This window comes from Massilia sp. HP4 (assembly GCF_005222695.1).
Lineage (GTDB): Bacteria > Pseudomonadota > Gammaproteobacteria > Burkholderiales > Burkholderiaceae_D > Telluria.
Map to the genome: position 1 here is coordinate 269,986 of NZ_STGG01000011.1, position 24,226 is coordinate 294,211.

The 24,226-nt window shown below is 65.1% G+C and carries 19 protein-coding genes and 1 tRNA gene; 6 read left to right on the forward strand and 14 right to left on the reverse strand.

The features are described from left to right. Positions 1–2 precede the first annotated feature (2 nt). The 6 genes from E8M83_RS05065 to E8M83_RS05090 form a co-directional block, all read right to left on the reverse strand. Positions 3–590, reverse strand: coding sequence for a 50S ribosomal protein L25/general stress protein Ctc (locus E8M83_RS05065; RefSeq protein WP_137172297.1), 588 nt, complete (start codon positions 588–590; stop codon positions 3–5). A 207-nt stretch (positions 591–797) separates the two neighbouring features. Beyond that, complete coding sequence (locus E8M83_RS05070) at positions 798–1,748, reverse strand: ribose-phosphate pyrophosphokinase (RefSeq protein WP_137172298.1); 951 nt, start codon at positions 1,746–1,748, stop codon at positions 798–800. Between the two features lie 145 nt (positions 1,749–1,893). After that, positions 1,894–1,970: transfer RNA gene (locus E8M83_RS05075), tRNA-Gln, on the reverse strand. A 65-nt stretch (positions 1,971–2,035) separates the two neighbouring features. After that, positions 2,036–2,935, reverse strand: coding sequence for a 4-(cytidine 5'-diphospho)-2-C-methyl-D-erythritol kinase (gene ispE / locus E8M83_RS05080; RefSeq protein ID WP_137172299.1), 900 nt, complete (start codon positions 2,933–2,935; stop codon positions 2,036–2,038). A gap of 3 nt (positions 2,936–2,938) precedes the next feature. After that, positions 2,939–3,532, reverse strand: coding sequence for an outer membrane lipoprotein LolB (locus E8M83_RS05085; protein WP_137172300.1), 594 nt, complete (start codon positions 3,530–3,532; stop codon positions 2,939–2,941). A gap of 80 nt (positions 3,533–3,612) precedes the next feature. Beyond that, positions 3,613–5,391, reverse strand: a complete 1,779-nt coding sequence (locus E8M83_RS05090) for a tetratricopeptide repeat protein (protein WP_229491422.1) — start codon at positions 5,389–5,391, stop codon at positions 3,613–3,615. 193 nt (positions 5,392–5,584) lie between these two features. On the opposite strand from E8M83_RS05090, the gene mutM reads away from it, so the two are divergent. The 5 genes from mutM (at position 5,585) to E8M83_RS05115 (ending at position 11,501) form a co-directional block, all read left to right on the forward strand. Further along, positions 5,585–6,418, forward strand: coding sequence for a bifunctional DNA-formamidopyrimidine glycosylase/DNA-(apurinic or apyrimidinic site) lyase (gene mutM / locus E8M83_RS05095; protein ID WP_137172302.1), 834 nt, complete (start codon positions 5,585–5,587; stop codon positions 6,416–6,418). Between the two features lie 21 nt (positions 6,419–6,439). After that, entirely contained in the window at positions 6,440–8,338 is a 1,899-nt protein-coding gene (locus E8M83_RS05100; RefSeq protein WP_137172303.1) for a dynamin family protein, read from the forward strand. Between the two features lie 18 nt (positions 8,339–8,356). Beyond that, positions 8,357–9,481, forward strand: a complete 1,125-nt coding sequence (gene mutY, locus E8M83_RS05105) for an A/G-specific adenine glycosylase (protein ID WP_137172304.1) — start codon at positions 8,357–8,359, stop codon at positions 9,479–9,481. Between the two features lie 114 nt (positions 9,482–9,595). After that, positions 9,596–10,669 carry a type IV toxin-antitoxin system AbiEi family antitoxin gene (locus E8M83_RS05110; protein WP_137172305.1) on the forward strand — a complete coding sequence of 358 codons (1,074 nt, stop codon included), beginning with the start codon at positions 9,596–9,598 and terminating at the stop codon, positions 10,667–10,669. Next, positions 10,647–11,501, forward strand: coding sequence for a nucleotidyl transferase AbiEii/AbiGii toxin family protein (locus tag E8M83_RS05115; RefSeq protein WP_137172306.1), 855 nt, complete (start codon positions 10,647–10,649; stop codon positions 11,499–11,501). Before E8M83_RS05110 ends, E8M83_RS05115 begins: the two co-directional genes overlap by 23 nt. A 48-nt stretch (positions 11,502–11,549) precedes the next feature. Here the strand turns inward: E8M83_RS05115 and E8M83_RS05120 are convergent, their stop codons facing one another. The 8 genes from E8M83_RS05120 to E8M83_RS05155 form a co-directional block, all read right to left on the reverse strand. Beyond that, complete coding sequence (locus E8M83_RS05120; protein ID WP_373995029.1) at positions 11,550–12,689, reverse strand: deoxyguanosinetriphosphate triphosphohydrolase; 1,140 nt, start codon at positions 12,687–12,689, stop codon at positions 11,550–11,552. A 5-nt stretch (positions 12,690–12,694) separates the two neighbouring features. Continuing rightward, the gene (aroKB, locus tag E8M83_RS05125) at positions 12,695–14,305 is read right to left on the reverse strand and encodes a bifunctional shikimate kinase/3-dehydroquinate synthase AroKB (RefSeq protein ID WP_229491425.1); all 1,611 of its coding nucleotides are present in this window, start codon (positions 14,303–14,305) and stop codon (positions 12,695–12,697) included. 105 nt (positions 14,306–14,410) lie between these two features. Then, positions 14,411–16,297, reverse strand: a complete 1,887-nt coding sequence (locus E8M83_RS05130; RefSeq protein ID WP_137172308.1) for an Ig-like domain-containing protein — start codon at positions 16,295–16,297, stop codon at positions 14,411–14,413. Between the two features lie 39 nt (positions 16,298–16,336). Then, the gene (locus tag E8M83_RS05135) at positions 16,337–18,544 is read right to left on the reverse strand and encodes a type IV pilus secretin PilQ (RefSeq protein WP_137172309.1); all 2,208 of its coding nucleotides are present in this window, start codon (positions 18,542–18,544) and stop codon (positions 16,337–16,339) included. A 12-nt stretch (positions 18,545–18,556) separates the two neighbouring features. Continuing rightward, the gene (locus E8M83_RS05140) at positions 18,557–19,093 is read right to left on the reverse strand and encodes a pilus assembly protein PilP (RefSeq protein WP_137172310.1); all 537 of its coding nucleotides are present in this window, start codon (positions 19,091–19,093) and stop codon (positions 18,557–18,559) included. Continuing rightward, entirely contained in the window at positions 19,090–19,809 is a 720-nt protein-coding gene (locus E8M83_RS05145) for a type 4a pilus biogenesis protein PilO (RefSeq protein WP_137172311.1), read from the reverse strand. The genes E8M83_RS05140 and E8M83_RS05145 overlap by 4 nt, the downstream gene beginning before the upstream one ends. Next, positions 19,806–20,444, reverse strand: coding sequence for a PilN domain-containing protein (locus E8M83_RS05150; RefSeq protein ID WP_137172312.1), 639 nt, complete (start codon positions 20,442–20,444; stop codon positions 19,806–19,808). The genes E8M83_RS05145 and E8M83_RS05150 overlap by 4 nt, the downstream gene beginning before the upstream one ends. After that, positions 20,444–21,466: a pilus assembly protein PilM gene (locus tag E8M83_RS05155; RefSeq protein ID WP_373995030.1), complete on the reverse strand. Its 1,023-nt coding sequence runs from the start codon at positions 21,464–21,466 to the stop codon at positions 20,444–20,446. Before E8M83_RS05155 ends, E8M83_RS05150 begins: the two co-directional genes overlap by 1 nt. Before the next feature lie 387 nt (positions 21,467–21,853). Here E8M83_RS05155 and E8M83_RS05160 point away from each other — a divergent pair, with 387 nt between their 5' ends. Further along, positions 21,854–24,187, forward strand: coding sequence for a penicillin-binding protein 1A (locus E8M83_RS05160; protein ID WP_137172314.1), 2,334 nt, complete (start codon positions 21,854–21,856; stop codon positions 24,185–24,187). Positions 24,188–24,226 lie beyond the last annotated feature (39 nt).

The following is a 24,226-nucleotide window of genomic DNA, read 5'->3' on the forward strand; positions in this document are numbered from 1 at the left end:
TCTTACTCAGCAGCGGTTTCAGCAGTAGCTGCGCCGCGTGGGATCGAGGTGGTGACGATGGTCAGGTTCTGGCCATGGGTCAGCACGGTCACGCCTTCTGGCAGGACCAGGTCGCCGGTGTGGATCGACTGGCCGGCTTCCAGCTTCGACAGGTCGACTTCGATGAACTCTGGCAGTTGACCTGGCAGGCACGACACTTCGACTTCGTTCAGCACGTGCGACACGATGGCGCCGCTCAGCTTGACGGCTGGCGAGACTTCGGCGTTCACGAAGTGCAGGGTGACCTTGGTGTGGATTGCCTTCGAGGTGTCGACGCGCTGGAAGTCAGCGTGCAGGACCAGTTGCTTGAATGCGTGCATCTGGAAGTCACGCAGCAGCACTTGCTGGGTCTTGCCGTCGATTTCCAGATCCAGCACGGAACCGTGGAATGCTTCTTTCTTGAGCGCGTGGTACAGGGCGTTGCCGTCCAGGGCGATCAGTGCCGGGGCTTCGGTGCCACCGTAGATGATGCCTGGGGTCTGGCCAGCCTTGCGCAGGCGGCGGCTCGCTCCGGTCCCCTGCAGAGTGCGGTTGAATGCGACTACTTTCATGTGAAACTCCAAAAAATAAATGAGCCCGAATGCCGGCACGACGCCAGCCCGGTAGCCCAATGGCGACCATCCCCGCGACCAGGGACAGTCAAGAACGAGCGCCGTACTGCGCGCTCAAGAATTCAATTTGTGCAACTTGCTTTGATACGTCAACGGCGCGCCGGCTATCCAGCCAGGCGCGCCGCGAAAACCAGCGACCCAAAAAACTTAGTCGACGAACAGCGAAATCACCGAGTCACCCTTGACGATCCGCTTGAAGGTCTCGGCCAGCAGCGGTGCGCAGGTCAGCTGGCGGATCTTGCCGCATGCGGCGCCGGCTGCACTCAGCGGGATGGTGTCGGTGACGACCAGCTCATCCAGCGGCGAGTTCGCGATGCGATCGATCGCCGGGCCGGACAGGACTGGGTGCGTGCAATAGGCAACGACTTTCTTGGCGCCGCGCTCTTTGAGGACTTCGGCAGCCTTGCACAACGTGCCTGCGGTGTCGACCATGTCATCCATGATCACGCAGTTGCGGCCTTCGACTTCACCGATGATGTTCATCACTTCGGACACGTTCGCCTTCGGGCGACGCTTGTCGATGATCGCCAGGTCGCAACCCAGGCGCTTGGCCAGGGCACGGGCGCGCACCACGCCGCCGACGTCAGGCGACACGACCAGCAGGTCGTCGTAGTTGCGCTTCTGCAGGTCGCCCAGCAGGATCGGTGATGCGTAGATATTGTCGACCGGGATGTCGAAGAAACCTTGAATCTGGTCAGCGTGCAAGTCCATGATCAGGACGCGCTCGACGCCGGCTTCTTCGAGCATGTTCGCGACGACCTTGGCCGAGATCGCGACACGCGCCGAACGCGGGCGGCGGTCTTGGCGGGCATAGCCGAAGTAAGGAATGGCGGCGGTGATACGACCGGCCGAAGCACGCTTGAGGGCGTCGACCATCAGCATGATTTCCATCAGGCTGTCGTTGGTCGGGGCGCAGGTCGATTGCAGGACGAAGACGTCCTTGCCACGCACGTTCTCGTTGATCTCGACCATGACTTCGCCGTCGGAGAACTTCGAGACGACTGCTTTACCAAGAGGAATGCCGAGGCTTTTTGCAACCCCCTCTGCTAGTGCCGGATTGGCATTGCCGGTAAAAACCATCAGGTTTTCGTAAGCCATGGGAGTCCCAAAAGGTAAGAAGCGTTAATACAGTAGAAAAACAATCAGCCGGATTAACCGGCTGATTAGCGTGCTGACGTGGCGCTCGGCACCGCATCGCGATTTTCTTGCTGGACGCTGAAGCATCGACAGGACAAGAAAACTTTGGCAGGGGAACAAGGATTCGAACCTTGGTATGCCGGAATCAAAATCCGGTGCCTTAACCAGCTTGGCGATTCCCCTACACGATCTTTACTGCTTGCCGCCGACGTTTTAACTTGCTGCTCAACGCTGCGACAGGCAGTATTTTATTCTACAACTCCCTGATTCTGCAAGAGCGATTTCATCAGCGGGTGTGTCTTCAGCGACTTCGCTTTCCATGCCGTCCACTTGCCCGGCACTTGCGCCAACACCTGGTCGGCAGCGTCTTCGCTGGAGAACGCGCAAAATACGCACGCCCCTGAGCCAGTCATCCTGGCATCGCCATGGCTGCTCAACCATTCAACCGCCTCTGCTACCGGCGGGAACAGGCGCATCGCCACGTCCTGCAAATCATTTTTTCCGAAACCAACCGTACTGCATGAATCGGTGTGGCTGGAAAAGTCCGTTATTTTGACCGGCTTTGAATCCCTTGTCAAATCCGGCGCAGAAAAAATTGCGGGCGTTGGTACGGCGACACCTGGCTCAATCACGACATACCAGCAATCCGGCCCTGGCACCGCCTGCAAGGCTTCGCCGACGCCCTCCGCGAATGCGGTTTCGCCGAACAGGAAGAACGGGATGTCGGCGCCCAGCGGCAGGCCGAGCGCCATCAGCTCTTCGCGGCACAAGCCGGCCTTCCATAGTACGTTGGCCGCCATCAGCGCCGTCGCCGCATCCGACGACCCTCCCCCCAACCCGCCGCCCATCGGCAAGACCTTGTCCACCTTCACCGAGATCCCCGGCGGCAGCCGGCCATGACGGCGTGCGTATTCGGCTTGCAGCAGGCGCAGCGCGCGGATGACCAGGTCCTGGTCTTCGGGCACGCCCGGCACGTCGTTGGTGCGGCGAATCAGCGCATCGTCGCGCAAGTCGACATGCAGCCGGTCGGCGCGGTCGATCAATTGAAATACGCTCTGCAGCAAGTGATAACCATCGGCGCGGCGGCCGGTGACGTGCAAGAACAGGTTGAGCTTGGCCGGGGCCGGGCAATCGTGCAGCGAACGCATGGATCAGGCTGCCGGCAGGATGACGATGCGGATTGCCAGGTCCGTGATATCGCCCGAGGCAGCGCGCTCGGCCTGGATCAGGCGCGGCGCCGGCTGTGGCGCCGACGCATCCTGCCATTCGACGAAGCGCAGGCGCCAGCCATCCCTGGTGGTGACGCTATTGTTCGCCGGCGAGGCGCGGAAACGCTGCCCCTGCCCGTCGAGCGCATAGCCCTGCAGCCAGTCGCGCAGGCCCGACACTGGCAGCGGCCAGCCCAGCGTCTCCTGGGTCAGGCTGTCGATGTCGCTGGCCGTGCGCTCCTGCCCACCCTGGATCAGTGTCGCGGCCGTCGGAGTGACATTGATCGTGGCCACGGTCTGGCCCAGCGGAGACATCAGGGCGACGTCGATTGCCCCAGGACGCTGTTCCCAATTGAAATTGCCGGTGATCGATTCCTGCCTGCCATCCTTTTGGTAATTGACCGACAGCTTGCCCGACAGGTCGATGGTGTCGCGGTAGTCGCCGACCGTGGCGCTGGACAGGTTGGCGGTGCTGGTGGCGCAACCGGCAAGCGCGGCGGCAAAGGCGAGCAAGGTGAGACGTCGGGTCAGGGACATAAGCAAAATCAGGAGTGCATAAGAAAAAAACGCGATGGCGGCGGACAGTACGAGACCATCCGCCGCAACACGGGATTATTTCACAAGGAAAGCCGCAAGCGCGCCAGCGTGGTGCGCAGCGTATCGTTCTTTGGATCCTTGGCGCGCGCTTCGCGCCACAGTTTCTGGGCCGCCGACTTATCGCCCTTCTGCCACAGCACTTCGCCCAGGTGGACGGCGATCTCGGGGTCCTTGCGCAAATCGTAGGCGCGGCGCAGGAATTTCTCGGCCTCGCCCAGATTGCCCATCCGATAATGGATCCAGCCCATGCTGTCCATGATGAAGGGATCGTCCGGCGCCATGTCGAGCGCCTTTGCGATCAGGCCGTAAGCCTCTTGCAGGCGCACATTGCGCTCCGCCAGCGAATAGCCGAGGGCGTTGTAGGCATGATGATTGTCCGGCGCCTGCGCCATTACTTCACGCAATTGCGCTTCCATCACATCGACCTTGCCCAATTTTTCGGCCAGCAGCGCGAAGTCGTACAGCAGGTCGGGATTCTTGGGGAAGCGCTGGGTCGCCGCTTCCATCACCGCGTAGGCTTCATGCAACTGGTCTGCATCGCGCAGCAATTGCGCCTCGGCCGCCAGCAACTGGGCCTGCTGTGCCGGATCGTCGGTCTTGACCTCAGTCAGCAGGCGCCGGGCGCTGGCGATATCGCCGCCCTTGCCGACCACATGCGCGCGGCGCAGCTGGGTGTTGAAGCGGGTTTGCGGGTCGGTGCCTTCAGGCACCTTGTCCAGCCATTGCAGGGCGCCGACCAGGTCGCCGCGTTCCTCGGCCAGTTGCGACAGGATCAACAGCGCGCGCGACGGATCGCGTTCGTCGTCAGGATTGCGCCCCAGCACTTCCACGAAGCGGGTGAAATATTTTTCGGCGCCCGGCGCATCGTTCATCTGCGTGGCCAGGATGCCCAGGGCATACAGGTGGGCGACATTATTCGGCTGGGAGGCGACCAGGGCCTCGAATTCGCGCCGCGCGCCGGTGTAATCCTTGCGATTGACCAGCACCCGGGCATAGGCGGCGCGCACATCATCGGCCTTTGGATAGCTCTTGAGGAATTTCTGCATCAAGGCCACCACTTGCGCCTCGTCCTCGGTCGTCTGCGCCAGCATCAGGAGCGCGATCTCGGCGTCGGGCCTGGCGGCGAGCGCGGCCTGGGCCTCGCTGCGGGCCAGCGCCTTGTCGCCGCGCGCCAGCGCGATCTGGGCATGCACGATGCGCGCTTCCATCGTGTTTTCGTAGGGCGCGATCAGGCGCTCGAGCATGGCGATCGCCGCTTCCTTGTCCTTGGCGCGGCCCAGCAATTGCTGGACCTGGAACAGCAGCACGCCGCGCCGGGCCGGCGTCGCTTCGCGCAGGCGCTGCTCGAAGATCGGCTCGAGTTCGCCGATCTTGTCGGACGTGACCACCATGCCGACGAAATACTGGGTCGCTTCGTCGGATTCGGGATCGAGCTGGTACCACAGGCGCACCGCGGCCAGGGTGTCGTCGGCCTGCTTGGCGGCCACCGCCATCTCGGCGGCGCGGCGCGCCAGGCGCGGATCACGCGTGCGCTGCGCCAGGTTATAGACGGTAAGATAAGGCCCTTGCCAGTCGCCGTTGCGGAAGGCAAATTCGGCCTTCATCATCTGCTCGAGCATCGTGGGCGTGAGCTCGACCTTGGGCAGGCGCGCTTCGTCCTCGGCCTTTTGCTTGGCTGCCAGCTCCTCTTCGTCCAGTGCAGGCTCGGTGGCTTGCTGCGCGGATGGCTGGCCGACCTCGGCCTGCCCGTCCGCGGCGAGCGACTGCTGTTGTGGCGCCGCAGCACATGCCGATAGCATGCCTGCAAGCAGCCCGGAGAGGGTTACAATGGCGAAAGCGTTTTTCAAAGCAAGTCCACTAATCCGAGTTGATAGTTGATTCTACGCTCATGCGCAGGCGCCCGCCGCGCATGAGCTGCAACGCGGCCGGCCCGCCGGGCCGCATGCTGCCCAGCCGCGATGGCAACCCGACTTTACACGATTCGCCTCCCCCATGCCTGAACTGCCAGAAGTAGAAGTCACCCGGCGCGGTGTCGCGCCGCATATCGAAGACCGCGTGGTCGAGCAGGTCGTGTGCCGCCGCGACGGCCTGCGCTGGCCCTTCCCGCCCGGCCTCGATGCGTTGCTGGCCGGCCGCCGCGTCCTGTCCACCGGCCGGCGCGGCAAATACCTGCTGATCCACTTCGAGCACGGCACCCTGATCGTCCACCTGGGCATGTCCGGCCACCTGCGCGTGCTGCCTCCCGGCATCGAGCCGCGCAAGCACGACCATTTCGACCTGGTCGTCAATGGCCCGGCTGGCGTGCAAGTGCTGCGCCTGCACGATCCACGCCGCTTCGGCGCCGTGCTGTGGCATGCCAACGAAGATGGCGCGCTGGAAGAACACCTCTTGCTGCGCGGCCTGGGCGTGGAACCGCTCGGAGAACACTTCAATGGCGCCCTGCTGCACCACCTGACGCGGCGCCGTAGCGCGCCGATCAAGCAGGTGTTGCTGGCCGGCGATATCGTGGTGGGCGTCGGCAATATCTACGCCTGCGAAAGCCTGTTCCGGGCCGGGATCAGCCCCAGGACGGCGGCCTCGCGCATCAGCCGCGCGCGCTACGACCGGCTGGCCGAGGCGATCCGCGACATCCTGGCCGCCGCCATCGTCCAGGGCGGCAGTACCCTGCGTGACTTTATTGCTGTAAACGGGCAGTCTGGATATTTCCAGCAGACATATTTCGTCTATGATCGTGCTGGCGTGCCCTGCCGCCAGTGCGACGCGCCGGTCCGCCAGATCAAGCAGGGCCAGCGCTCGACCTTCTACTGCGCGCAGTGCCAGCGATAAAGCACTCAACAGGCTGAAACGATGCAGGATCTACAACAGTATGGAGCGTGGCGGGCCGGTGTTGCCGCCAGCCTCGAGGGCTATGGCAATGCCCTGCGCGAAGCCGGATTGATCGACGCCGCCGGCGAACAGCTGCTGGCGCGCGCCCTCGGGCGCTTGCGCGACGACCGGCTGTCGGTCGCCTTCGTGGCCGAGTTCTCGCGCGGCAAAACCGAGCTGATCAACGCCTTGTTCTTCGCCGACTACGGCCAGCGCATCCTGCCGTCCAGCGCCGGCCGCACCACCATGTGCCCGACCGAGCTGCTGTGGGATGCCCAGCTGCCGCCCTGCATCCGCCTGCTGCCGATCGAAACCCGCGCCGGCCAGCTGTCTACCGGCGACTACCGCGACGATCCCGGCGCCTGGACCGTGCTGCCGCTCGAGCTCGACGATCCTGCCGGCATGCACGAGACGCTGCGCCAGGTCAGCCAGACCCGCTACGTGCCAGTCGCCGAGGCCGAGCGCTACGGCCTGTTCGACCCGGAGGATCCCGACCTGGCCGCCAGCGTGGACGCGGATGGAAACATCGAGATTCCGCGCTGGCGCCACGCCATCATCAACTTGCCGCATCCGCTGCTTAAGCAGGGCCTGGTGATCCTCGACACGCCGGGCCTGAACGCGATCGGCACCGAGCCCGAACTGACCTTGAACCTGATCCCGAACGCGCATGCCGTGCTGTTCGTGCTGGCCGCCGACACCGGCGTCACGCGCAGCGACATCGACGTCTGGCGCACCCATATCGGCGCCGGGCCGGGCCGGCTGGCAGTGCTCAACAAGATCGACGCCATGTGGGACGAGCTCAAGAGCGGCGCCGCCATCGATGCCGAGATCGCGCGCCAGCAGCACGACGTCGCGCGCCTGCTCGGGCTGGACGCCGGCCAGGTCTACCCTGTCTCGGCCCACAAGGCGCTGGTCGGGCGCATCGGCGGCGACATGGGCTTGTTCGAGCGCAGCCGCCTGGGCGAACTCGAATCGGCCCTGTTCCATCAGTTGATCCCGGCGCGCCGCGCGATCAATGCGCGCCAGCTGCGCGCCGACCTCGAAGTGCTCGCGGCCGGCCAGCAGATGCTGGTGGCGGCGCGCCTGCGCGAGCTGGTCGAGCAGTTACAGGAACTACGCAGCCTGCGCGGCAAGAACCAGGGCATGATCGCCCATATGGTGCGCCGGGTGGAGGCCGAGAAGAAGGAATTCGACGCCGGCCTGTTCAAGCTGCAGGGCACGCGCGCCGTGTTCACGCGCCTGTCGACCGAGCTGTACACCTTGGTCGGCATGGACGGCCTGCAAGACCGGACCGAAACGGTGCGCGCCGCGATGGCGGCAAGCCGCTTCGCCACCGGCATGCGCGCGCCGGTGCGCAACTACTTCGCCGGCGCGCGCGCCGCGCTGATTGATGCCTGCGCCAAGGTCGACGAGATCAAGGCCATGATGGACGCCATGCAGCGCCGCTTCGCGGCCGAACACGGCCTGTCGCTGGCCCCGCCGCAAACCTTGTCGCTGACGCGCCATGTCGACGAGATCGACGCCATCGAAGAGCTGTTCGTGCGCCAGTTCGGCACCGCGACGCTGCTGATGACCAGCCGCGCGACCCTGCTCGAGCGCTTCTTCGATTCGATCGCCTCGCGCGTGCGGCGCGTCTACCGCGCCGCCAATGCCGATGTCGAAGCCTGGCTGAAGGTCGTCAATGCGCCGCTGGAGGCGCAGATCCGTCAGCACCGCGACAGCCTGCGCCAGCGCCAGGCCACGGTCCAGCGCATCCACGACGCCAGCGACAGCCTGGAACAGAAGATCGGCGCCTTCGAGCACGGCCAGGCCGAGCTCGAGACCACGCGCATCCGCCTGGCCGCCGTCGCGGCCGGCGTCACCACCCTACTCGAGGCCTAGCGCCTGCACAGATACCGCATGAAACGCCTCACCGAGTTTGACCAGCTGGCCGATCCGACCTTCTCCGACGCCGTGATCGGCTGGCAGCGCAGCCATGGCCGCCACACCCTGCCCTGGCAAAACACCACCGACGCCTACCGCGTCTGGCTGTCCGAGATCATGCTGCAGCAGACGCAAGTCGCCGCGGTGCTGGGCTATTACGCGCGCTTCCTGGAGCGCTTCCCGACCGTCCACGCGCTGGCCGAGGCGCCATCCGAGGACGTGATGGCGCACTGGAGCGGCCTCGGTTACTACACCCGCGCGCGCAACCTGCACGCCTGTGCCAAGCGCGTGGTACAGGACTACGACGGCGTGTTCCCGAGCGACCCGGTGCTGCTGGCCGACCTGCCCGGCATCGGCCGCTCGACGGCGGCGGCGATCGCGGCGTTCTCCAGCGGCGTGCGCGCCGCCATCCTGGACGGCAACGTCAAGCGCGTGTTCGCGCGCGTATTCGGGGTCGATGCCTATCCGGGCCTGAAACCGGTCGAGGACGCGCTGTGGCGGCGCGCCGACGCCCTGCTGCCCGAGGTGGCCGGCAACCCGGGCGCCATCGAGTCCTATACCCAGGGCCTGATGGACTTGGGCGCCACCCTGTGCACCCGCTCGCGGCCCGACTGCGGCCGCTGCCCGCTGCAGTCGCGCTGCGTGGCGTTCGCCACCGGCCGCACCGCCGAACTGCCGGTGCGCAAACCGAAGAAGGCGACGCCCGAAAAACGCACCGCGCTGCTGGTCGTGATCGACAGTGGCGAGGTGCTGCTGGAACAGCGGCCGCAGACGGGCATCTGGGGCGGGCTGCTGTCGTTGCCGGAGGTCGGCGGACACGTGCCGATGGACGACGATGAGCCGCCGGTCTGTACGTCGGATGTGGCGGCAGCGGCCGGGACCTTCGGCCCGCTCGACGAAGTGCGGCCACTGAGCCCGCTGGTGCATGTGTTCACCCACTACAAGCTGCATATCGCACCGTTCGCGGTGACACTGGCGGCGCGTGCCGAACTAGCGCCTGGTTACGCCTGGTGGAAACTGGCGTCGATCGGCGAGGCGCCGCTGCCGGCGCCGGTCAAGAAGCTGTTGCTGGATCTGGCAAGACCAAATTTGTTTGATTAGTGGGTTTCAATTTTTTTCGGTTTTCACGTTACGTGAAAACGATAAATAATTGAAAAATCATCGAATCCTGCTTAAAATGGATGCATTGATTGACCGTAAGAACTGAGGGAATTGATGAATAATCTTGCATTTTCCTACGATCATTCTGGCGCTGAAATAAGCCTGATCCTGGAGGCACTCGATGCTCTCAAGGAAAAAGTGAGCATCGAAGGAAGCCTGGTCGAACTTGAAGCAACCCCATCAGCGATGTACCAGGCCGATGCAGCAATCGAACTGGCATACGAAAACGGCTCATTCCACTATATTGTCGAGTGCAAATTCGCGGTCGATCGCAAGGCACACATCGATAGGATTCGTCGTCAACTGGAAACGATTGGCGGTCCCGGCCTGCTCGTCGTCCCACACCTCACGAAGGAACTGGCCGAGCACTGTCGCCTCACTGGATTGCAGTTCATCGATACGAGCGGCAATGCTTATCTGCGCGCACCCGGCCTTTTCATTCTCATTACCGGTGAAAAGCGCGAACACAAACAGCAGTCCCAGCAGAAGGGATTGACGAATGCTGCGGCCCTTCGTGTCGTATTCGCCTTGCTTGCCAAGCCAGATTCCGTGCATTTGCCATACAAGGAACTAGCGAATCAGGCTGGCGTGTCGCTTGGCACAGTCTATAACGTGCTGAACGATCTTGAACGACGTGGCTACCTCATCAATAAAGGGAATTCCGGACGCAGGAGATTGCTGGAGCCGGGACGCTTGGTCGATGAGTGGGCCATCAACTACCCCACCACCCTACGTACCAAGCTGAACAGCCGATGCTTCAGCGCTCCCGAAGCGTCCTGGTGGCGAAAGATCGACCTGGACAACTTCGACTTCACATGGGGGGGGGAAGTAGCGGCATCAATGCTGACCGGCTATCTCAAGCCGGCGACGCAAACCCTGTACATCCGGCCGGACGAAATGGATGGCGTGATCAAGACATTGAGCAAGCAGCATCGCATCAGGCCTGACAACAATGGCGACATTGAGATACTGGAAAAATTCTGGCACTGGGAGCCAGCAGCAGCGTCCGATATCGCACCGCCGCTGCTGGTCTACTCGGAACTCCTCGCGCTGCTCGATCCACGCACGCAAGAAACAGCAAACATGATCAAGGAAAGATTCATCGATGCCGCGTTCAATTCGGACTGACCGCCCCGTCGATCACGTCACGATCGACATCCTGCGCGCGGTGGCGGAAGAAGCACGAATGGAGCGGGTCGATTACATGCTCGTCGGCGCCACCGCACGGGATATTCTCCTCACGCATGTATTCGGCCTAGCCACACGGCGCGCGACGTACGACGTTGATTTCGCCATTGCCGTCAAAGACTGGGATCAGTTCAACGCCCTGAAAACGAGACTCATTGCGCGTGGAACATTTACGACAGGAGAACAGGCACAACAGCGCCTTTACTATAAAGGCACTGACGGTGATCTGCACTATCACCTCGACCTTGTACCATTCGGAAGAATATCCCAAGGAACCGACGAACTGGCCTGGCCTCCGGACATGAAGGTCATCATGAACCTGGCCGGATATGACGACGCATTCGCCGCCGCAGAATCAGTGACATTCGCACCCGGCTTCGACGCCAACGTGGTTTCGCTTGCCGGCCTGGCCATACTCAAGCTGGTCGCATGGTCGGACCGCGGACGGCAAAACCCGAAGGACGCCCAGGATCTCATCCACCTGATGGGCAGCTATGCCTCTGCAGGAAATCTCGACCGGATCTACGACGACGATCGCGTCATCGAAGCCGGCCAATATGATCCCGACCTGGCAGGCGTCTACTTGCTGGGCAAGGATATCCGCCGGGTCGCAAGTAAACCGACAATCGCTGTGCTGAACCAGATCCTCGAGCGCGACTTCGACCGTCTGTCGAGAGAGATGACCAGAACAATGCGCCATCTCGACGATGTCGAGAAATGGGTCGAGACCTGCTTACGCCTGCTGCAGCAGGCCATAGGCGAACGCTTGTAAGCAGGATGCAGAGCGCAGCGCGTCGATCCGGCGCGTGACTGCCCTGGATCAGAAATGATCGAGCGAGAAAATCCGCCGATGCTCGCGGATCGCGTAGCGGTCGGTCATGCCCGCGATATAGTCGGCGATCTTGCGCGCCTGCTTCATGGGGTCGCCCTCGACCTGGTAGTCGTTGGGCAGCAGCACCGGGTCGTCGAGGAAGGCCTGGAACAGCTCGCGCACGATGCGGCTCGCCTTGACCCGCATGCGGTTGACCTGGAAGTGGCGGTACAGGTTGGCGTACAAGAAGCGCTTGAGGGCGGTGGTCTCGGCGCGCATGGTGTCCGAGAAGCGGATCAGGGGCGGTGCGGCGCGCACCTCGTCGATGGTCTTCGGAGCCACCTCGGCAATCAGGCGCGCCGAAGTCTCGACCAGGTCGGCCGTCATCGCCGTGATCATCAGGCGGATCGTCTCGTACAAGGCGCGCCGCCCCTGCAAACCCGGATATTGCTGCTCGACCTGGCGGCGCAGGCGGGCGAACAGCTCCACCTCTTCCATCTGGGCCATGGTGAGCAGGCCGGAGCGCAGGCCGTCGTCGATATCGTGGTTGTTGTACGCGATCTCGTCGGCCAAGTTGGTCAGCTGCGCTTCCAGGCTGGGCTGGCTGCGCTCGATGAAGCGCTGGCCCAGGTCTCCCAGCTGGCGCGCATTGTTCAGCGAGCAGTGCTTGAGGATGCCCTCGCGCGTCTCGAAGGTGAGGTTCAGGCCGTCGAAGGCGCCGTAGTGCTCTTCGAGATGGTCGACCACGCGCAGGCTTTGCAGGTTGTGCTCGAAGCCGCCGAAGTCCTTCATGCAGTCGTTGAGCACGTCCTGGCCCACGTGGCCGAAGGGCGTGTGGCCCAGGTCGTGCGCCAGCGCGGTGGCTTCGACCAGGTCTTCGTTCAGGCGCAGGCTGCGCGCCAGCGTGCGGCCGATCTGCGCCACCTCGATGCTGTGGGTCAGGCGGGTGCGGAACAGGTCGCCCTCGTGGTTCAGGAAGACCTGCGTCTTGTATTCAAGCCGCCGGAAGGCCGTCGAGTGGATGATGCGGTCGCGGTCGCGCTGGTATTCGCTGCGCGAACCCGGCCCCGGTTCAAGGTGGGTTCGCCCGCGCGACTGCGACGAGTGCGCCGCATAGGAAGCCAGGCCGGCGTCGAAGTCCATCATCATGGATGTCAGCCGCTGCAGGCGGCCAGGGTCGAGCGCAGGATGTCCAGCGGCGCGGTCGTGATCGACGGGCTGCCGAGGGGCTTGAGCAGGATGAAGCGGATTTCGCCGCCCTCGTTCTTCTTGTCGACTTCCATCAGCTCGATCCAGCGTGCCTCGCCCAGGTCGGGCGCCACGGCCGGCAGGCCGGCGGCGCGCACCAGGGCGCGCACGCGCTCCACGGCCGCGGGTTCGATCAGGCCCAGGCGCGCCGACATATCGGCCGCCATCACCATGCCGCAGCCGACCGCCTCGCCGTGCAGCCATTCGCCATAGCCCAGGCCATTCTCGATCGCGTGGCCGAAGGTGTGGCCGAAGTTCAGCACCGCGCGCAGGCCGCCTTCGCGTTCGTCCTTGCGCACCACGTCGGACTTGATCTCGCACGAGCGCGCGATCGCATGGGCGAGCGCTTGCGGCTCGCGCGCAAGCAGGGCGCCGACATTGGCTTCGATCCAGTCGAAGAAGGCGGCGTCGAGGATGGCGCCATGCTTGATCACCTCGGCCAGGCCGGCCGACAGCTCGCGCGCCGGCAGGGTGTCGAGCGTGGCGGTGTCGGCGATGACGGCGCGCGGCTGATAGAAGGCGCCGATCATGTTCTTGCCCAGCGGGTGGTTGATGCCGGTCTTGCCGCCCACCGAGGAATCGACCTGCGCCAGGAGCGTCGTCGGGATCTGCACGAAGGGCACGCCGCGCATATAGCTAGAGGCGGCAAAGCCGGTCAGGTCGCCGATCACGCCGCCGCCCAGCGCCACCAGCGTGGTCTTGCGGTCACATTTATGTTGCAGCAGCGCGTCGTACACCAGGTTCAGCGACTGCCAGTTCTTGTGCTCTTCGCCGTCGGGCAGCACGATCTGTACCACGTCGCGGCCCGCCGCGCGCAGGTGGCCGGCCACCTTGTCCAGGTAGAGCGGCGCCACCGTGGTGTTGGTGACGATGGCGACCTTGCCGCTGCCGATGTGGCGCGCCAGCAGCGCGGCGTCGTCCAGCAAGCCGGGGCCGATCGCGATCGGGTAGCTGCGGTCGCCGAGGTCGACGTTGATGGTGATGCAGTCCTGTTCGTTCATCGATGTCCTTGCATGCCGGCGCGCGCGTGCATTCTCTTGCGCCGCCAGCTGGTCCAATATGGTTTGTACCATCGATTGTACGTTAGGACGGCCGGTGTCGATGACGAGGTCCGCAATCTCGCGGTACAGCGGATCGCGCTCGGCCCACAGCGTCTCGAGCTTCGCGCGCGGGTCGGCCGTCTGCAGCAGCGGGCGGTTCTTGTCGTGGGCGGTGCGCTGCAGGATGCTGCCGATCGAGGCGCGCAGGTAGATCACGGTGCCGCGCTCGGCCAGCAGGGCGCGGCTGTGCGGGTTCAATACGGCGCCGCCGCCGGTGGCCAGCACCAGGCCCTGCTGCCCGGTCAGGTCGCGGATCACGTCCGCTTCGCGGCGCCTGAAGCAAGCCTCGCCCTCGATCTCGAAAATCCAGGGAATGGTGGCGCCGGTGCGCGTCTCGATCTCGTGGTCGGAATCGACGAAGCGGCGATTGAGCTTGCGTGCAAGCAATCGACCGATCGTGGTCTTCCCTGCCCCCATCAGGCCAACAAGGAAGATATTGTCGTTCTTGGGATGTGGCACTACCAAACCCGCTCAAATGAAAAGACGGCCAGTATAGACTGGCCGCCTGTCAATCCGCGAATTTTATGGACAAGTGAAGTTCAGCGAGAACGGCAGCGAACTGACGTCGCCGCGCGGCGTCGTGACGCTCACATTGAAGGTCGCGCGGGCGCCCGCGGTGCAGGGCTTGGCCCCGGTGGCGCTCAGGGTGATCCGGTGCGACGAGCCCTGCGGGCCGGTGCCCGCGCCGGCGAAGATGCTCGGTACCCGGGCCGGGCTGATGTCGACCAGGGTCGCGTTGACCAGGCCGGTGACCGCCACGGTCGAATCGGACGGCAGCGGGTTGCCGTTCAGGTCGGTCAGCTGGACCACGAACACTTTCGGGTCGTTGGCGCTGGCGCTGCCCAGGTTGCCGTTCGATGGTGTTGGGGAATTGTCGACGTAGGCACGGGCCAGGCTTTCGTCGCTGAACGTGATCGTGGTCTTGACGAACTGGGTATTGCTGCCGTCGGTCGTGCTGGCGCAGATCGTCGCCACGCCCGGACGGGTACTGTCCGGGGTCGCGTTCGGGCCGGTATTGCATGGCGTGGCCGGGGTGTTTGGCAGCGCGACGCGCGGCTCTTGCGTGCGGAACGGGACCGAGCAGCCGCCGTTGACGGTAACGCAGCCACCCGAGCTCGAGGTACCGATGGCGCCGATATTGGTCTGGAACACGATCGGCGTGCCATCCGCCACCGGATTGCCGAACTGGTCGGCCAGCAGCACATTGACGGTGGCGGCCGGGGTCGTGGTGCCGCTGTCGAACGACCAGCCGTCCACGTTGCCGCTGGTGGTCGAGATCGAGAACGCGCGCTGGGTCGGCAGGCCGGTGGTCACGACGATCGAATCCGAGGTGGTCGAGATGACGGGCGTGGTCCCCGGCAGCACGGCGTGCACGCGGAACGAGGTCGGCACGGTGCCCGAGTTGACGGTGGTGATCACCTCGCCGTTCTGGTCGGTGCGGTCGGTCCTCTTGTTCAGGGTGACCAGGTTCTCGGGTTCGGCGATGAAGTCGACCTGCTTGTTGGCCAGCGGACGATTGAACAGGTCGAACACGCGGAAGCGCAGGGTCGCGGTCTCGGTGCGGTTGATGCCGCCCTGGCCGCGGATCACGATCGACTTGTCGGTCGGCAGCGCTTCGACGAACTGCACCGACGAGGCGCTCGGCTGGGCGACCGTGAGCGCCCCCGAGGCCGGGGTTGCGACGCCGTCGGCGGTGACGGTGATGACGTCGGTGTTGCCGCAACCCTGGTCGCGATAGACCGTCTCGGCGGTGCCGTTATTGGTGGCGACGACGGCCGCCAGCGTGGCCTTGCCGGCGCTGGCGCAGGCCGAGCTGAAATTGACGTTGGCCTGGCCGGCGTACTTGGCGCCGTTGGCGAGCAGGTCGACCGAGATCCGGCTCGAATCGTAGGCATTGATGCTGGCCGGCTCCAGGCGCAGCGCGCTGAAGGTCAGCGCGGTCGCGTTGACCGAGTAGTTAGCGGCATTGGTGACGGCGGTGCCGGCCACGGTGGCGCTGGCCGTGACGCTGCCCGCGCCGCCGGCCGCCAGGCTGGCCACGCGCATGGTGATGCTGGCGGTGCCTGTGGCATCGGTCAGGGCGGTGCCGGCGCCGGGCGCGAACAGGGCCAGCGTGTCGTCGGTGGTGAAGGTGACCAGCGCATTCGGCACCGGCTGCTTGTTCGCGTCGAGCACCAGGGCGCGCACCGTCAGCGGGGTGGCGCCAGAGAGCGAGCTGCTGGCGCCGCCGCTGGCATTGACCAGGCTGACGCCGACGGTCGGCGCGGCCGGCGCGACCGGCGTGCCGCCATTGCCATTGCCGCCGCTGCCGCCCGGGGTGCCGGGACTGCCGCCGCCGCCGCCGCAGGCCGAGAGGGTCGCGGCCAGGATCAGCGCCAGGCTGCCGTACTTGATGTGCTGGTTGTTCATTTGTTGTTATCGCTTGTTGTTATCAGGGTTGTTGACTGGTCAGCGGGCGCCCGCCACGTTCTCGTTCACGATCTTGGGCGTGATGAAGACCAGCAGTTCGGTCTTGCTGCTCTCGCGGCCGCTGGTCTTGAACAGGTAGCCCAGCAGCGGGACGTCGCCCAGCAGCGGCACCTTGGTCACGTTGTTGCGCTCGGTCTGCTGGTAGATCCCGCCCAGCACCACCGTGCCGCCGTTTTCGACCATCACCTTGGTCTTGACGTGCTGGGTGTTGATCGCAAAGCCGGCGCGGGTTTCCTCGCCCTTCGAATCCTTGTTGACGTCCACTTCGAGCACCACATTGCCGTCCGGGGTGATCTGCGGCGTCACTTCCAGGCGCAGGTTGGCCTTCTTGAAAGAGATCGAGGTGGCGCCGCTGCTGGTCGCCTGTTCGTAGGGCAGTTCGACGCCCTGCTCGATCACGGCGACCTGCTTGTCCTCGGTGACCACGCGCGGGCTCGAGATGATCTTGCCCTTGCCGTCGGCTTCCAGCGCCGACAGTTCCAGGTTCAGGAAGCGGTTCGCGGCCGACGAGAACAGCGAGAACGCCAGCGACGATGCGGGGATGCCGCCGATGCCGGCCGCCGGCAGGTTGACCATGGTGGTGTTGGTATAGGCGTCGCCGTTGTCCGGGGTCTGGCCGGTGACCTGGCCGACGCCGGTCAGGTTGCCGCCGATCGCGACGCGCTCGTTGCCCTTGACCTGCCAGCCCGCGTCGCCGCCACGCAAGTTGCGCAGGTCGGCAAAGCCCAGCTTGGCGCCGAGGTTGCGCGAGAAGCCGTCGTTGGCCTCGACCAGGCGCGCCTCGATCAGCACCTGCTTCGAGGCGATGTCGGTCTTCTGGATCAGTTTGCGGATGTCCTCGATCTTGGACGCGATATCGGTCACGAACAGCTGGTTGGTGCGCGGATCGATGATCGCGCTGCCGCGTCGCGACAGCACGCGGTTGCGGCCACCCGCGTCGCTGCCCGCGGTGGCGCCGCCGGCGTCCAGGCCGAAGACATTGCGGAACGATTCCGCCTTCTGGTAATTGAGCTGGAAGATCTCGGAGCGCAGCGGCTCCAGTTCGGCGATCTGGGCGCGCTGCTCGAGTTCGAGCTTTTCCTTGGTCAGCAGTTCTTCTTTCGGCGCGATCCAGACCACGGTGCCGTTCTTGCGCTGGTCCAGGCCCTTGGCGGTCAGGATCACGTCCAGCGCCTGGTCCCATGGCACGTCCTTCAGGCGCAGGGTCAGCGAGCCGGTGACGGAATCGCTGGCGATGATGTTCAGGCCCGAGATGTCGGCCACCGCCTGCAGCGCGGCGCGCACCTCGACGTCCTGGAATTCGAACGACAGCTTCTCGCCACGGTAGCCCTGCGGGTTGTCGCGCGAGCCGGTGCTGTTGCGGTTCGGGTCCGCTTCGACCTTGCGCACCTCGACCACCAGCTGGGTATCGCTCTGGAAGACGGATTGCTCCCAGTCGCCTTGCGCGTCGACCGTCATGCGCACATTGTCGCCCTGGGCCTGGGTCGAGACGCGCGTGACGGGCGTGCCGAAATCGGTCACGTCCAGGCGCCGCCGCAGCGACTCCGGCAGGCGTGCATTCTGGAAGTCGACGATCACGCCGCTCGCGGTCTGGCGCACGTCGATCGCCACCTGGTTGGCGGGCAGGTCGACCATCACGCGGCCGGCGCCATTGGCGCCGCGGCGAAAGTCCAGGTCGCGCAGCTGCGGACGGGCGGCGCTGGCCACCGGCGCCGGTGCTGGCGCAGTGACGGCCGGCAGGCCGCTGGCGTCGAGCGCGCGCGCCACGCCGCCCGAGCCTTCCACGGTCACGATCACCGACTTGCCGTCGATCGCGGTGGCATAGTTGAGGGCGCGCGCCAGGTTCAGCACCAGGCGGGTACGCTCGCCGGCCTGCACCACGTTCAGGCTGCGCACGTCGCCCAGGTTCATCTCGTGCACCGCCTTGCCGGTGGCATTCGCGGTGGCGCCGAAGTCGAGGGCGATGCGGGACGGATTGGTGATCGCGAAGCCGATCGGCGCGCGCAGAGGCGCCTCGCGCATGGCCACGTTGATGACCACGTTGCTGCCCTGCTGGTTGGCCGTGATCGACTCGATCGCGTTGCCCTGGGCCAGGGCGGCGCCGGCGCACATCATGATCATGAGTGCGGCCGCGGCGCGCGCCAGCCATGCCGGCGGGGCGAAGCGAATCTTGGCGTGTTGGGTCATTTACTGCTCTCCTTATTTGGCTGCAGCGCGTTGCTGCAGCTCGATGTGGGCCATGCGCTCCACCCAGTCACCGGTAGCGTCCTGCACCGATTCCCTGATCTCGACGGCGCCTTCGCTCACTCGCGTGATGCGCCCGTAGTTCTGTCCTATCCTCTGCCCGCTGCGCACCCGGTGCAGGGTGCGCTCGACCTGCAGCAGCGCATACTTGACGCCGCCCTTCTCGATCGTGCCGACCATCCGCATCGTGTCGAGCGGGAAGTTCTCCAGCAATTCCTTGGGCCGCTCCAGGTCGGGCTGGTTGGCATTGCTGGCCTGGGCCATGCGCGCCATCTCGCCCAGCAGCTTGGCCTGGTCGAAGGGATCCTGGGCCTCGCGCGCAGCGTAGCCATACGGCTCGAAGGTCTTCGGCTCGGGCAGCGGCTTGACCTTTGGCGCGGTCTGCTTTTCGACCTGCTTCATCCAGGCCCGGGTCTCGCCTACGCCGCCGTCGCCGCAGCCGGCCAGCAGGCCGCTTGCCAGCGCCAGCACAGTCAATCGCGTGCGCATCATTTCTTGCCTCCGCTCTTGGCCTTGGCTGCGGCCTTCGATCTGGCCGATCCCTTGCCCTTGGCGCCCTTCTTCTTCTCGGCCGCGCGCGCCGCGCGCTGGGCCGCCAGCTCTTCCTGGTCGAGGTAGCGGAAGGTCTTGGCCACCGCCTGCATGCCCAGGCTGCCGTCCTTGGCGACCTGCAGGGCCAGGTTGTTCAGGGTGACGATGCGCGGCAGGTTCGCCATGTCGGCGGCGAACGCGCCCATGTCGTGGTAGTGGCCGTTCACCTTGATGTCGATCGGCAGTTCGGCGTAGTAGTCGCGCACCACTTCCTGGCCCGGCTTGAACAGCTCGAAGCGCAGGCCGCGACCGACGCCGGACTGGTTGATGTCGGACAGCAGCGAATACATCTCTGACTTGCTCGGCAACTGCTTCTCCAGGCGCACCACGTACTGGTCGACCTGGGCCTTCTGCGCCTTCAGGGCTTCGAGGTTGATCGCCTGCGCCATCTTGGTCTTGTATTCCTCGCGCAGCTTGACTTCCTCGCGCGCGCCCTTTTCCTGGGCCGCGAACTGGTCGTTCCAGTAGAAGTAGTAGCCCAGGCCGACGGTCGCCAGCAGCACGCCGGCGGCGCACAGCAGGCGCGGCGCCAGCGGCCACTGGCCGGGCTGGCGGCCCTGCAAATCCTGGAACTGCGCCGCCAGCCGGGCGCCGAGTTCTTTGATATCGATGTTCATGACTTCTCCGCCGCGCGCTTTGCACCGGCCGTGGCCGGCTTGTCGCCGTCGACAGCCTGCTCGCCCTCGTCGCTCAGGCGCGCGCGCTTGATCGACACGCCGAGCGTGAATTCGACCACCTGGCGCGCGGTCTTGCCCTGGGTCAGGGTGGCGGCGCGGACCTCGGTCAGGTCGGGGTTTTCGAGCCACTGCGACTGGCCGGACAGGTTGCGCAGCAGTTCGGCCACCCTTTCCTGCGACTGGGCGTGTCCGCCCAGGATCACGCGCTGGCCGCTTTGCTTGACCGATTTCAGGGACACGCCGTCCGGCGTCTGGCGCACCAGCTCGTCGAGCAGGTGCACCGGCTGGTTGCGGTCGCCCTGCAAATCCTCGACCGCCTGCTGGCGCGCTTGCAGGGCGGCGATTTCTTCCTTCAGGTTGGTGATCGCGCCGATCTTCTGGTCGAGCTCCGCGCTGGCCTTCTTGAGCACCTCGTTGCGCTGGTTCTGCACCGAGACCTGGCTGGCGTTATACGCGCCGACCAGCAGCACGATGGCGGCGCCGACCACGCCGCCCAGCGCCAGCAGGGCGATGAAGGCGGTCTGCTTCTGCTTGCGCTTGGCCTCGCGGTGAGGCAGCAGGTTAATCCGGATCATCAGCCGAACCTCCGCAGCGCCAGGCCGCAGGCGACCAGGTAGGCCGGGCCGTCCTGGCGCAGCTGGTGCTCGCGCACGCCGGCGCCCAGCTGCATGCCCTCGAACGGCGCCGCGAGCAAGGCCGGGATGCGGGTGCGGCCGGCCACGATGTCGAGGATCCCCGGCAGCAGCGCGCAGCCGCCGGCCAGGTATAGCTGGTCGATCCGGGTATACGGGGTGGAAGTGTAGAAGAACTGGATGGCGCGCGTGATTTCCAGCGCCGCGCTCTCGAGGAAGGGCGCGAGGATGTCGGCGCGGTAGTTCTCGGGCAGGTCGCCCGCCTTCTTGCGCGTCTCGGCTTCCTCGAACGCCATGCCGTAGGCGCGCACGATGTCCTGGGTCAGCGCATTGCCGCCGAAGGGCTGCTCGCGCTCGTAGACGGCTTCGCCACCCAGCAGCACCGAGACGTGGGTGGCGTGGGCGCCGATCTGGAACAGGGCCACGATCTGGTCCTGTTTCGGCAGCGCGGCGTGTTCGAGCGCGCCGCGCGCGGCGTACGATTCGATGTCCATCACGGTGGCCGTCAGGCCGGCCGCTTCGGCGATCGCGACCCGGTCCTCGACTTTTTCGCGGCGCGCGGCGGCCAGCATGACTTCCATGTCGTCGACCGAATTGACGGCCGGGCCGATCACGTCGAAGTCGAGGCTGACCTCATCGAGCGCGAACGGGATATACTGGCTGGCCTCGGACTCGACCTGCACTTCGAGCTGGTCTTCCGACAACCCGGCCGGCAGGATGATCTTCTTGGTGATCACGGCGGCGGGCGGCATGCCGAGCGCCACGTGGCGGGCGCGGGTGCCGCTCTTCTTCCAGACCCGGCGCACGGCGTCGGCCACCTGGTCCATGTTTTCGATATTGCCGTCCACCACGGCGCCGCGCGGCAGCGCCTCGGTGGCGTAGCGCTCGAGGCGCACGATACCCTTGCCGGCATCGGCCAGCTCGACCAGGCGAACGCCCGACGTGCTGATATCGAGGCCGACCATCGGCGGACTCGATTGTCCAAACAAGGAACCCAGATTGATCACCAATACACTCCCGTGGCTGTCTTTTGGACAGAATGAGCTTGAGAATTCACCATGAACGACTGTCATGGGTTGCTGTTGCCTTAAATGAAACAGCTATTTACTTCTTATAACTTCCTTTTAAAAATCCGGTACTTACGTGCAGCACCGCCTCGGATCGTAGCAACAAAGGATGACTACGGACAAGAAATTTCTGCACTGGAACACTCTGGGGCGGGGCGTACGCGCCACACTATGACGATTTCATTGCCAGGCCAATATTGCCCTTGAGTTCCGTTAAGCTCCGGCCAGTATCGGGCACCAAACCGCTGCCTTATAATGAGGCGGATCAACAAAGCGAAAGTCAGCATGAAAGAGAAACAAGCAGCATCCTCTTCTTCTTCGAAGTTCAGCCCCAAACGCCTGGTCCTGATGGCCGTCGCCGGCCTGTTCGGCCTGGGCGCCATCGGCGTGCTGGTGGTCGTGTTCGCCCTTGCGATGGCCTACCCCAACCTGCCGGCGCTGGACACGATCACCGACTACCGGCCCAAGATGCCACTGCGCATATTTACAGCAGATAATGTCCTGATCGGCGAATTCGGCGAGGAGCGCCGCACCCTGGTCCACTTCAAGGACATCCCGGACGTCATGAAGAAGGCCGTGCTGTCGATCGAGGACGACCGCTTCTACGAGCACAGCGGCATCGACTACCTGGGCATCATGCGCGCCGCCTTCCGCAACGCCACCGGCGGCGCGCGCCAGGGCGCCTCGACCATTACCCAGCAGGTCGCGCGTAACTTCTTCTTGTCGTCGGAGCAGACCTTCAAGCGCAAGGCCTACGAGGCCCTGCTGGCCTGGAAGATCGAGAAGAACCTGACCAAGGACCAGATCCTCGAGCTGTACATGAACCAGATCTACCTGGGCCAGCGCGCCTTCGGCTTCCAGTCGGCGGCCCAGATCTATTTCGGCAAGGACCTGCGCGACATCACCGTGGCCGAGGCGGCCATGCTGGCCGGCCTGCCGAAAGCGCCGTCGGCCTACAACCCCGTCGTCAATCCGACCCGCGCCCGCACCCGCCAGCAGTACATCCTGCAGCGCATGCACCAGCTCGGCTATATCAACGACGCCCAGTTCGCCCAGGCCAAGGATGAGCCGCTCAAGATCAAGACCGACAGCACCGCCTTCGGCGTGCACGCCGAGTACGTGGCCGAGATGGCGCGCCAGCTGGTCTACGAGCAGTTCAAGGAAGACACCTATACCCGCGGCCTGAACGTGTTTACCACCATCACCAAGGCCGACCAGGACGCCGCCTACCTGGCCCTGCGCCGCGGCGTGATGGACTACGAGCGCCGCCGCCCCTACCGCGGCCCGGAATCGTTCATCGAGATCCCAGCTGCGAAAACGGAAGCCGACGAGGCGATCGAGGCCGAACTGGCCGAGCATCCCGACAGCGACAACATCATCGCCGCTGTTGTTCTCCAGGCCTCCAGCACGCAAGTCCAGGCGACCATCGCCTCGGGCGACACCATCACCATTTCCGGCCAGGGCCTGGCCTTCGCGCGCGCCTGGCTGTCCGACAAGGCGGCCCCGAACCGGCGCCTGCGCCGCGGCGCCGTGATCCGCGTGATGCAGGACGACGAGTCGAAGTGGCTGATCACGCAGATGCCCGAAGTCGAATCGGCGTTTGTCGCGGCCGATACCGAGGACGGCTCGATCCGCGCCCTGGTCGGCGGCTTCGACTTCAACCGCAACAAGTTCAACCACGTGACCCAGGCCTGGCGCCAGCCGGGTTCTTCGTTCAAGCCCTTCATCTACTCGGCCTCGCTCGAGCGCGGCCTGTCGCCGGCGACCATCGTCAACGACGCCCCGATCAGCTTCGACGCCGGCCAGACCGGCGGCCAGGCCTGGGAGCCGAAGAACTACGACAGCAAGTACGAAGGTCCGATGACCATGCGGCGCGGCCTGACCTCGTCGAAGAACATGGTCTCGATCCGCATCCTGAACAAGATCGGCGCGCGCTACGGCCAGGAATTCGCCGCCCGCTTCGGTTTCGAGCCTGAGCGTAATCCCGCCTACCTGACGCTGGCGCTGGGCGCCGGTGCGACCACGCCGCTGCAGATGGCCGGCGCCTACGCGGTCTTCGCCAACGGCGGCTACCGCATCAGCCCCTACCTGATCTCGAAGGTCACCGACAGCGACGGCAAGGTGCTGTCCGAGGCGCGCCCGGCGCGCGCCGGCGACGAAGCGAACCGCGTGATCGACGCCCGCAATGCCTTCCTGATGGACAGCATGCTCAAGGACGTGGTCCGCTACGGCACCGCGAACAAGGCGATGGCGCTCAAGCGCACCGACCTGGCGGGCAAGACCGGCACCACCAACGACTCGATCGACGCCTGGTTCGCCGGCTACCAGCCAAAGGTGGTGGGCATCGCCTGGATGGGCTACGACAAGCCGCGCAACCTGGGCGCACGCGAAACCGGCGGCGGCCTGGCGCTGCCGATCTGGATCGGCTATATGCAGAAGGCGCTCAAGGGCGAGCCGAACGTCGAACGCGAGGTGCCGGCCGGGCTGGTGCAATACGGTTCGGATTACTACTACGCCGAGACGCCACCCGGCAGCGGGGTCGAGACGCTGGACGTCGGCCCGCCGCCGGCGCCGGAGCAGCAGAAGGAACGCGACGCGGTGAGGAACGAGTTGTTCTGATCCGGGTGGTGCAGCAACGACAAAGGCGGCCAGTGGCCG

Excerpts from the sequence above, each read along its gene's own strand:
- aroKB (WP_229491425.1), bottom strand. The coding sequence starts at position 14,305 with ATGGGGGCAGGGAAGACCACGATCGGTCGATTGCTTGCACGCAAGCTC.
- E8M83_RS05085 (WP_137172300.1), bottom strand. The coding sequence starts at position 3,532 with ATGTCCCTGACCCGACGTCTCACCTTGCTCGCCTTTGCCGCCGCGCTT.
- E8M83_RS05160 (WP_137172314.1), top strand. The coding sequence starts at position 21,854 with ATGAAAGAGAAACAAGCAGCATCCTCTTCTTCTTCGAAGTTCAGCCCC.
- E8M83_RS05115 (WP_137172306.1), top strand. The coding sequence starts at position 10,647 with ATGCCGCGTTCAATTCGGACTGACCGCCCCGTCGATCACGTCACGATC.
- E8M83_RS05145 (WP_137172311.1), bottom strand. The coding sequence starts at position 19,809 with ATGAACATCGATATCAAAGAACTCGGCGCCCGGCTGGCGGCGCAGTTC.
- E8M83_RS05110 (WP_137172305.1), top strand. The coding sequence starts at position 9,596 with ATGAATAATCTTGCATTTTCCTACGATCATTCTGGCGCTGAAATAAGC.
- E8M83_RS05135 (WP_137172309.1), bottom strand. The coding sequence starts at position 18,544 with ATGACCCAACACGCCAAGATTCGCTTCGCCCCGCCGGCATGGCTGGCG.
- E8M83_RS05120 (WP_373995029.1), bottom strand. The coding sequence starts at position 12,689 with ATGATGATGGACTTCGACGCCGGCCTGGCTTCCTATGCGGCGCACTCG.
- E8M83_RS05090 (WP_229491422.1), bottom strand. The coding sequence starts at position 5,391 with ATGCTATCGGCATGTGCTGCGGCGCCACAACAGCAGTCGCTCGCCGCG.
- ispE (WP_137172299.1), bottom strand. The coding sequence starts at position 2,935 with ATGCGTTCGCTGCACGATTGCCCGGCCCCGGCCAAGCTCAACCTGTTC.
- mutY (WP_137172304.1), top strand. The coding sequence starts at position 8,357 with ATGAAACGCCTCACCGAGTTTGACCAGCTGGCCGATCCGACCTTCTCC.
- mutM (WP_137172302.1), top strand. The coding sequence starts at position 5,585 with ATGCCTGAACTGCCAGAAGTAGAAGTCACCCGGCGCGGTGTCGCGCCG.
- E8M83_RS05140 (WP_137172310.1), bottom strand. The coding sequence starts at position 19,093 with ATGATGCGCACGCGATTGACTGTGCTGGCGCTGGCAAGCGGCCTGCTG.
- E8M83_RS05065 (WP_137172297.1), bottom strand. The coding sequence starts at position 590 with ATGAAAGTAGTCGCATTCAACCGCACTCTGCAGGGGACCGGAGCGAGC.
- E8M83_RS05130 (WP_137172308.1), bottom strand. The coding sequence starts at position 16,297 with ATGAACAACCAGCACATCAAGTACGGCAGCCTGGCGCTGATCCTGGCC.
- E8M83_RS05155 (WP_373995030.1), bottom strand. The coding sequence starts at position 21,466 with ATGGTCGGCCTCGATATCAGCACGTCGGGCGTTCGCCTGGTCGAGCTG.
- E8M83_RS05100 (WP_137172303.1), top strand. The coding sequence starts at position 6,440 with ATGCAGGATCTACAACAGTATGGAGCGTGGCGGGCCGGTGTTGCCGCC.
- E8M83_RS05070 (WP_137172298.1), bottom strand. The coding sequence starts at position 1,748 with ATGGCTTACGAAAACCTGATGGTTTTTACCGGCAATGCCAATCCGGCA.
- E8M83_RS05150 (WP_137172312.1), bottom strand. The coding sequence starts at position 20,444 with ATGATCCGGATTAACCTGCTGCCTCACCGCGAGGCCAAGCGCAAGCAG.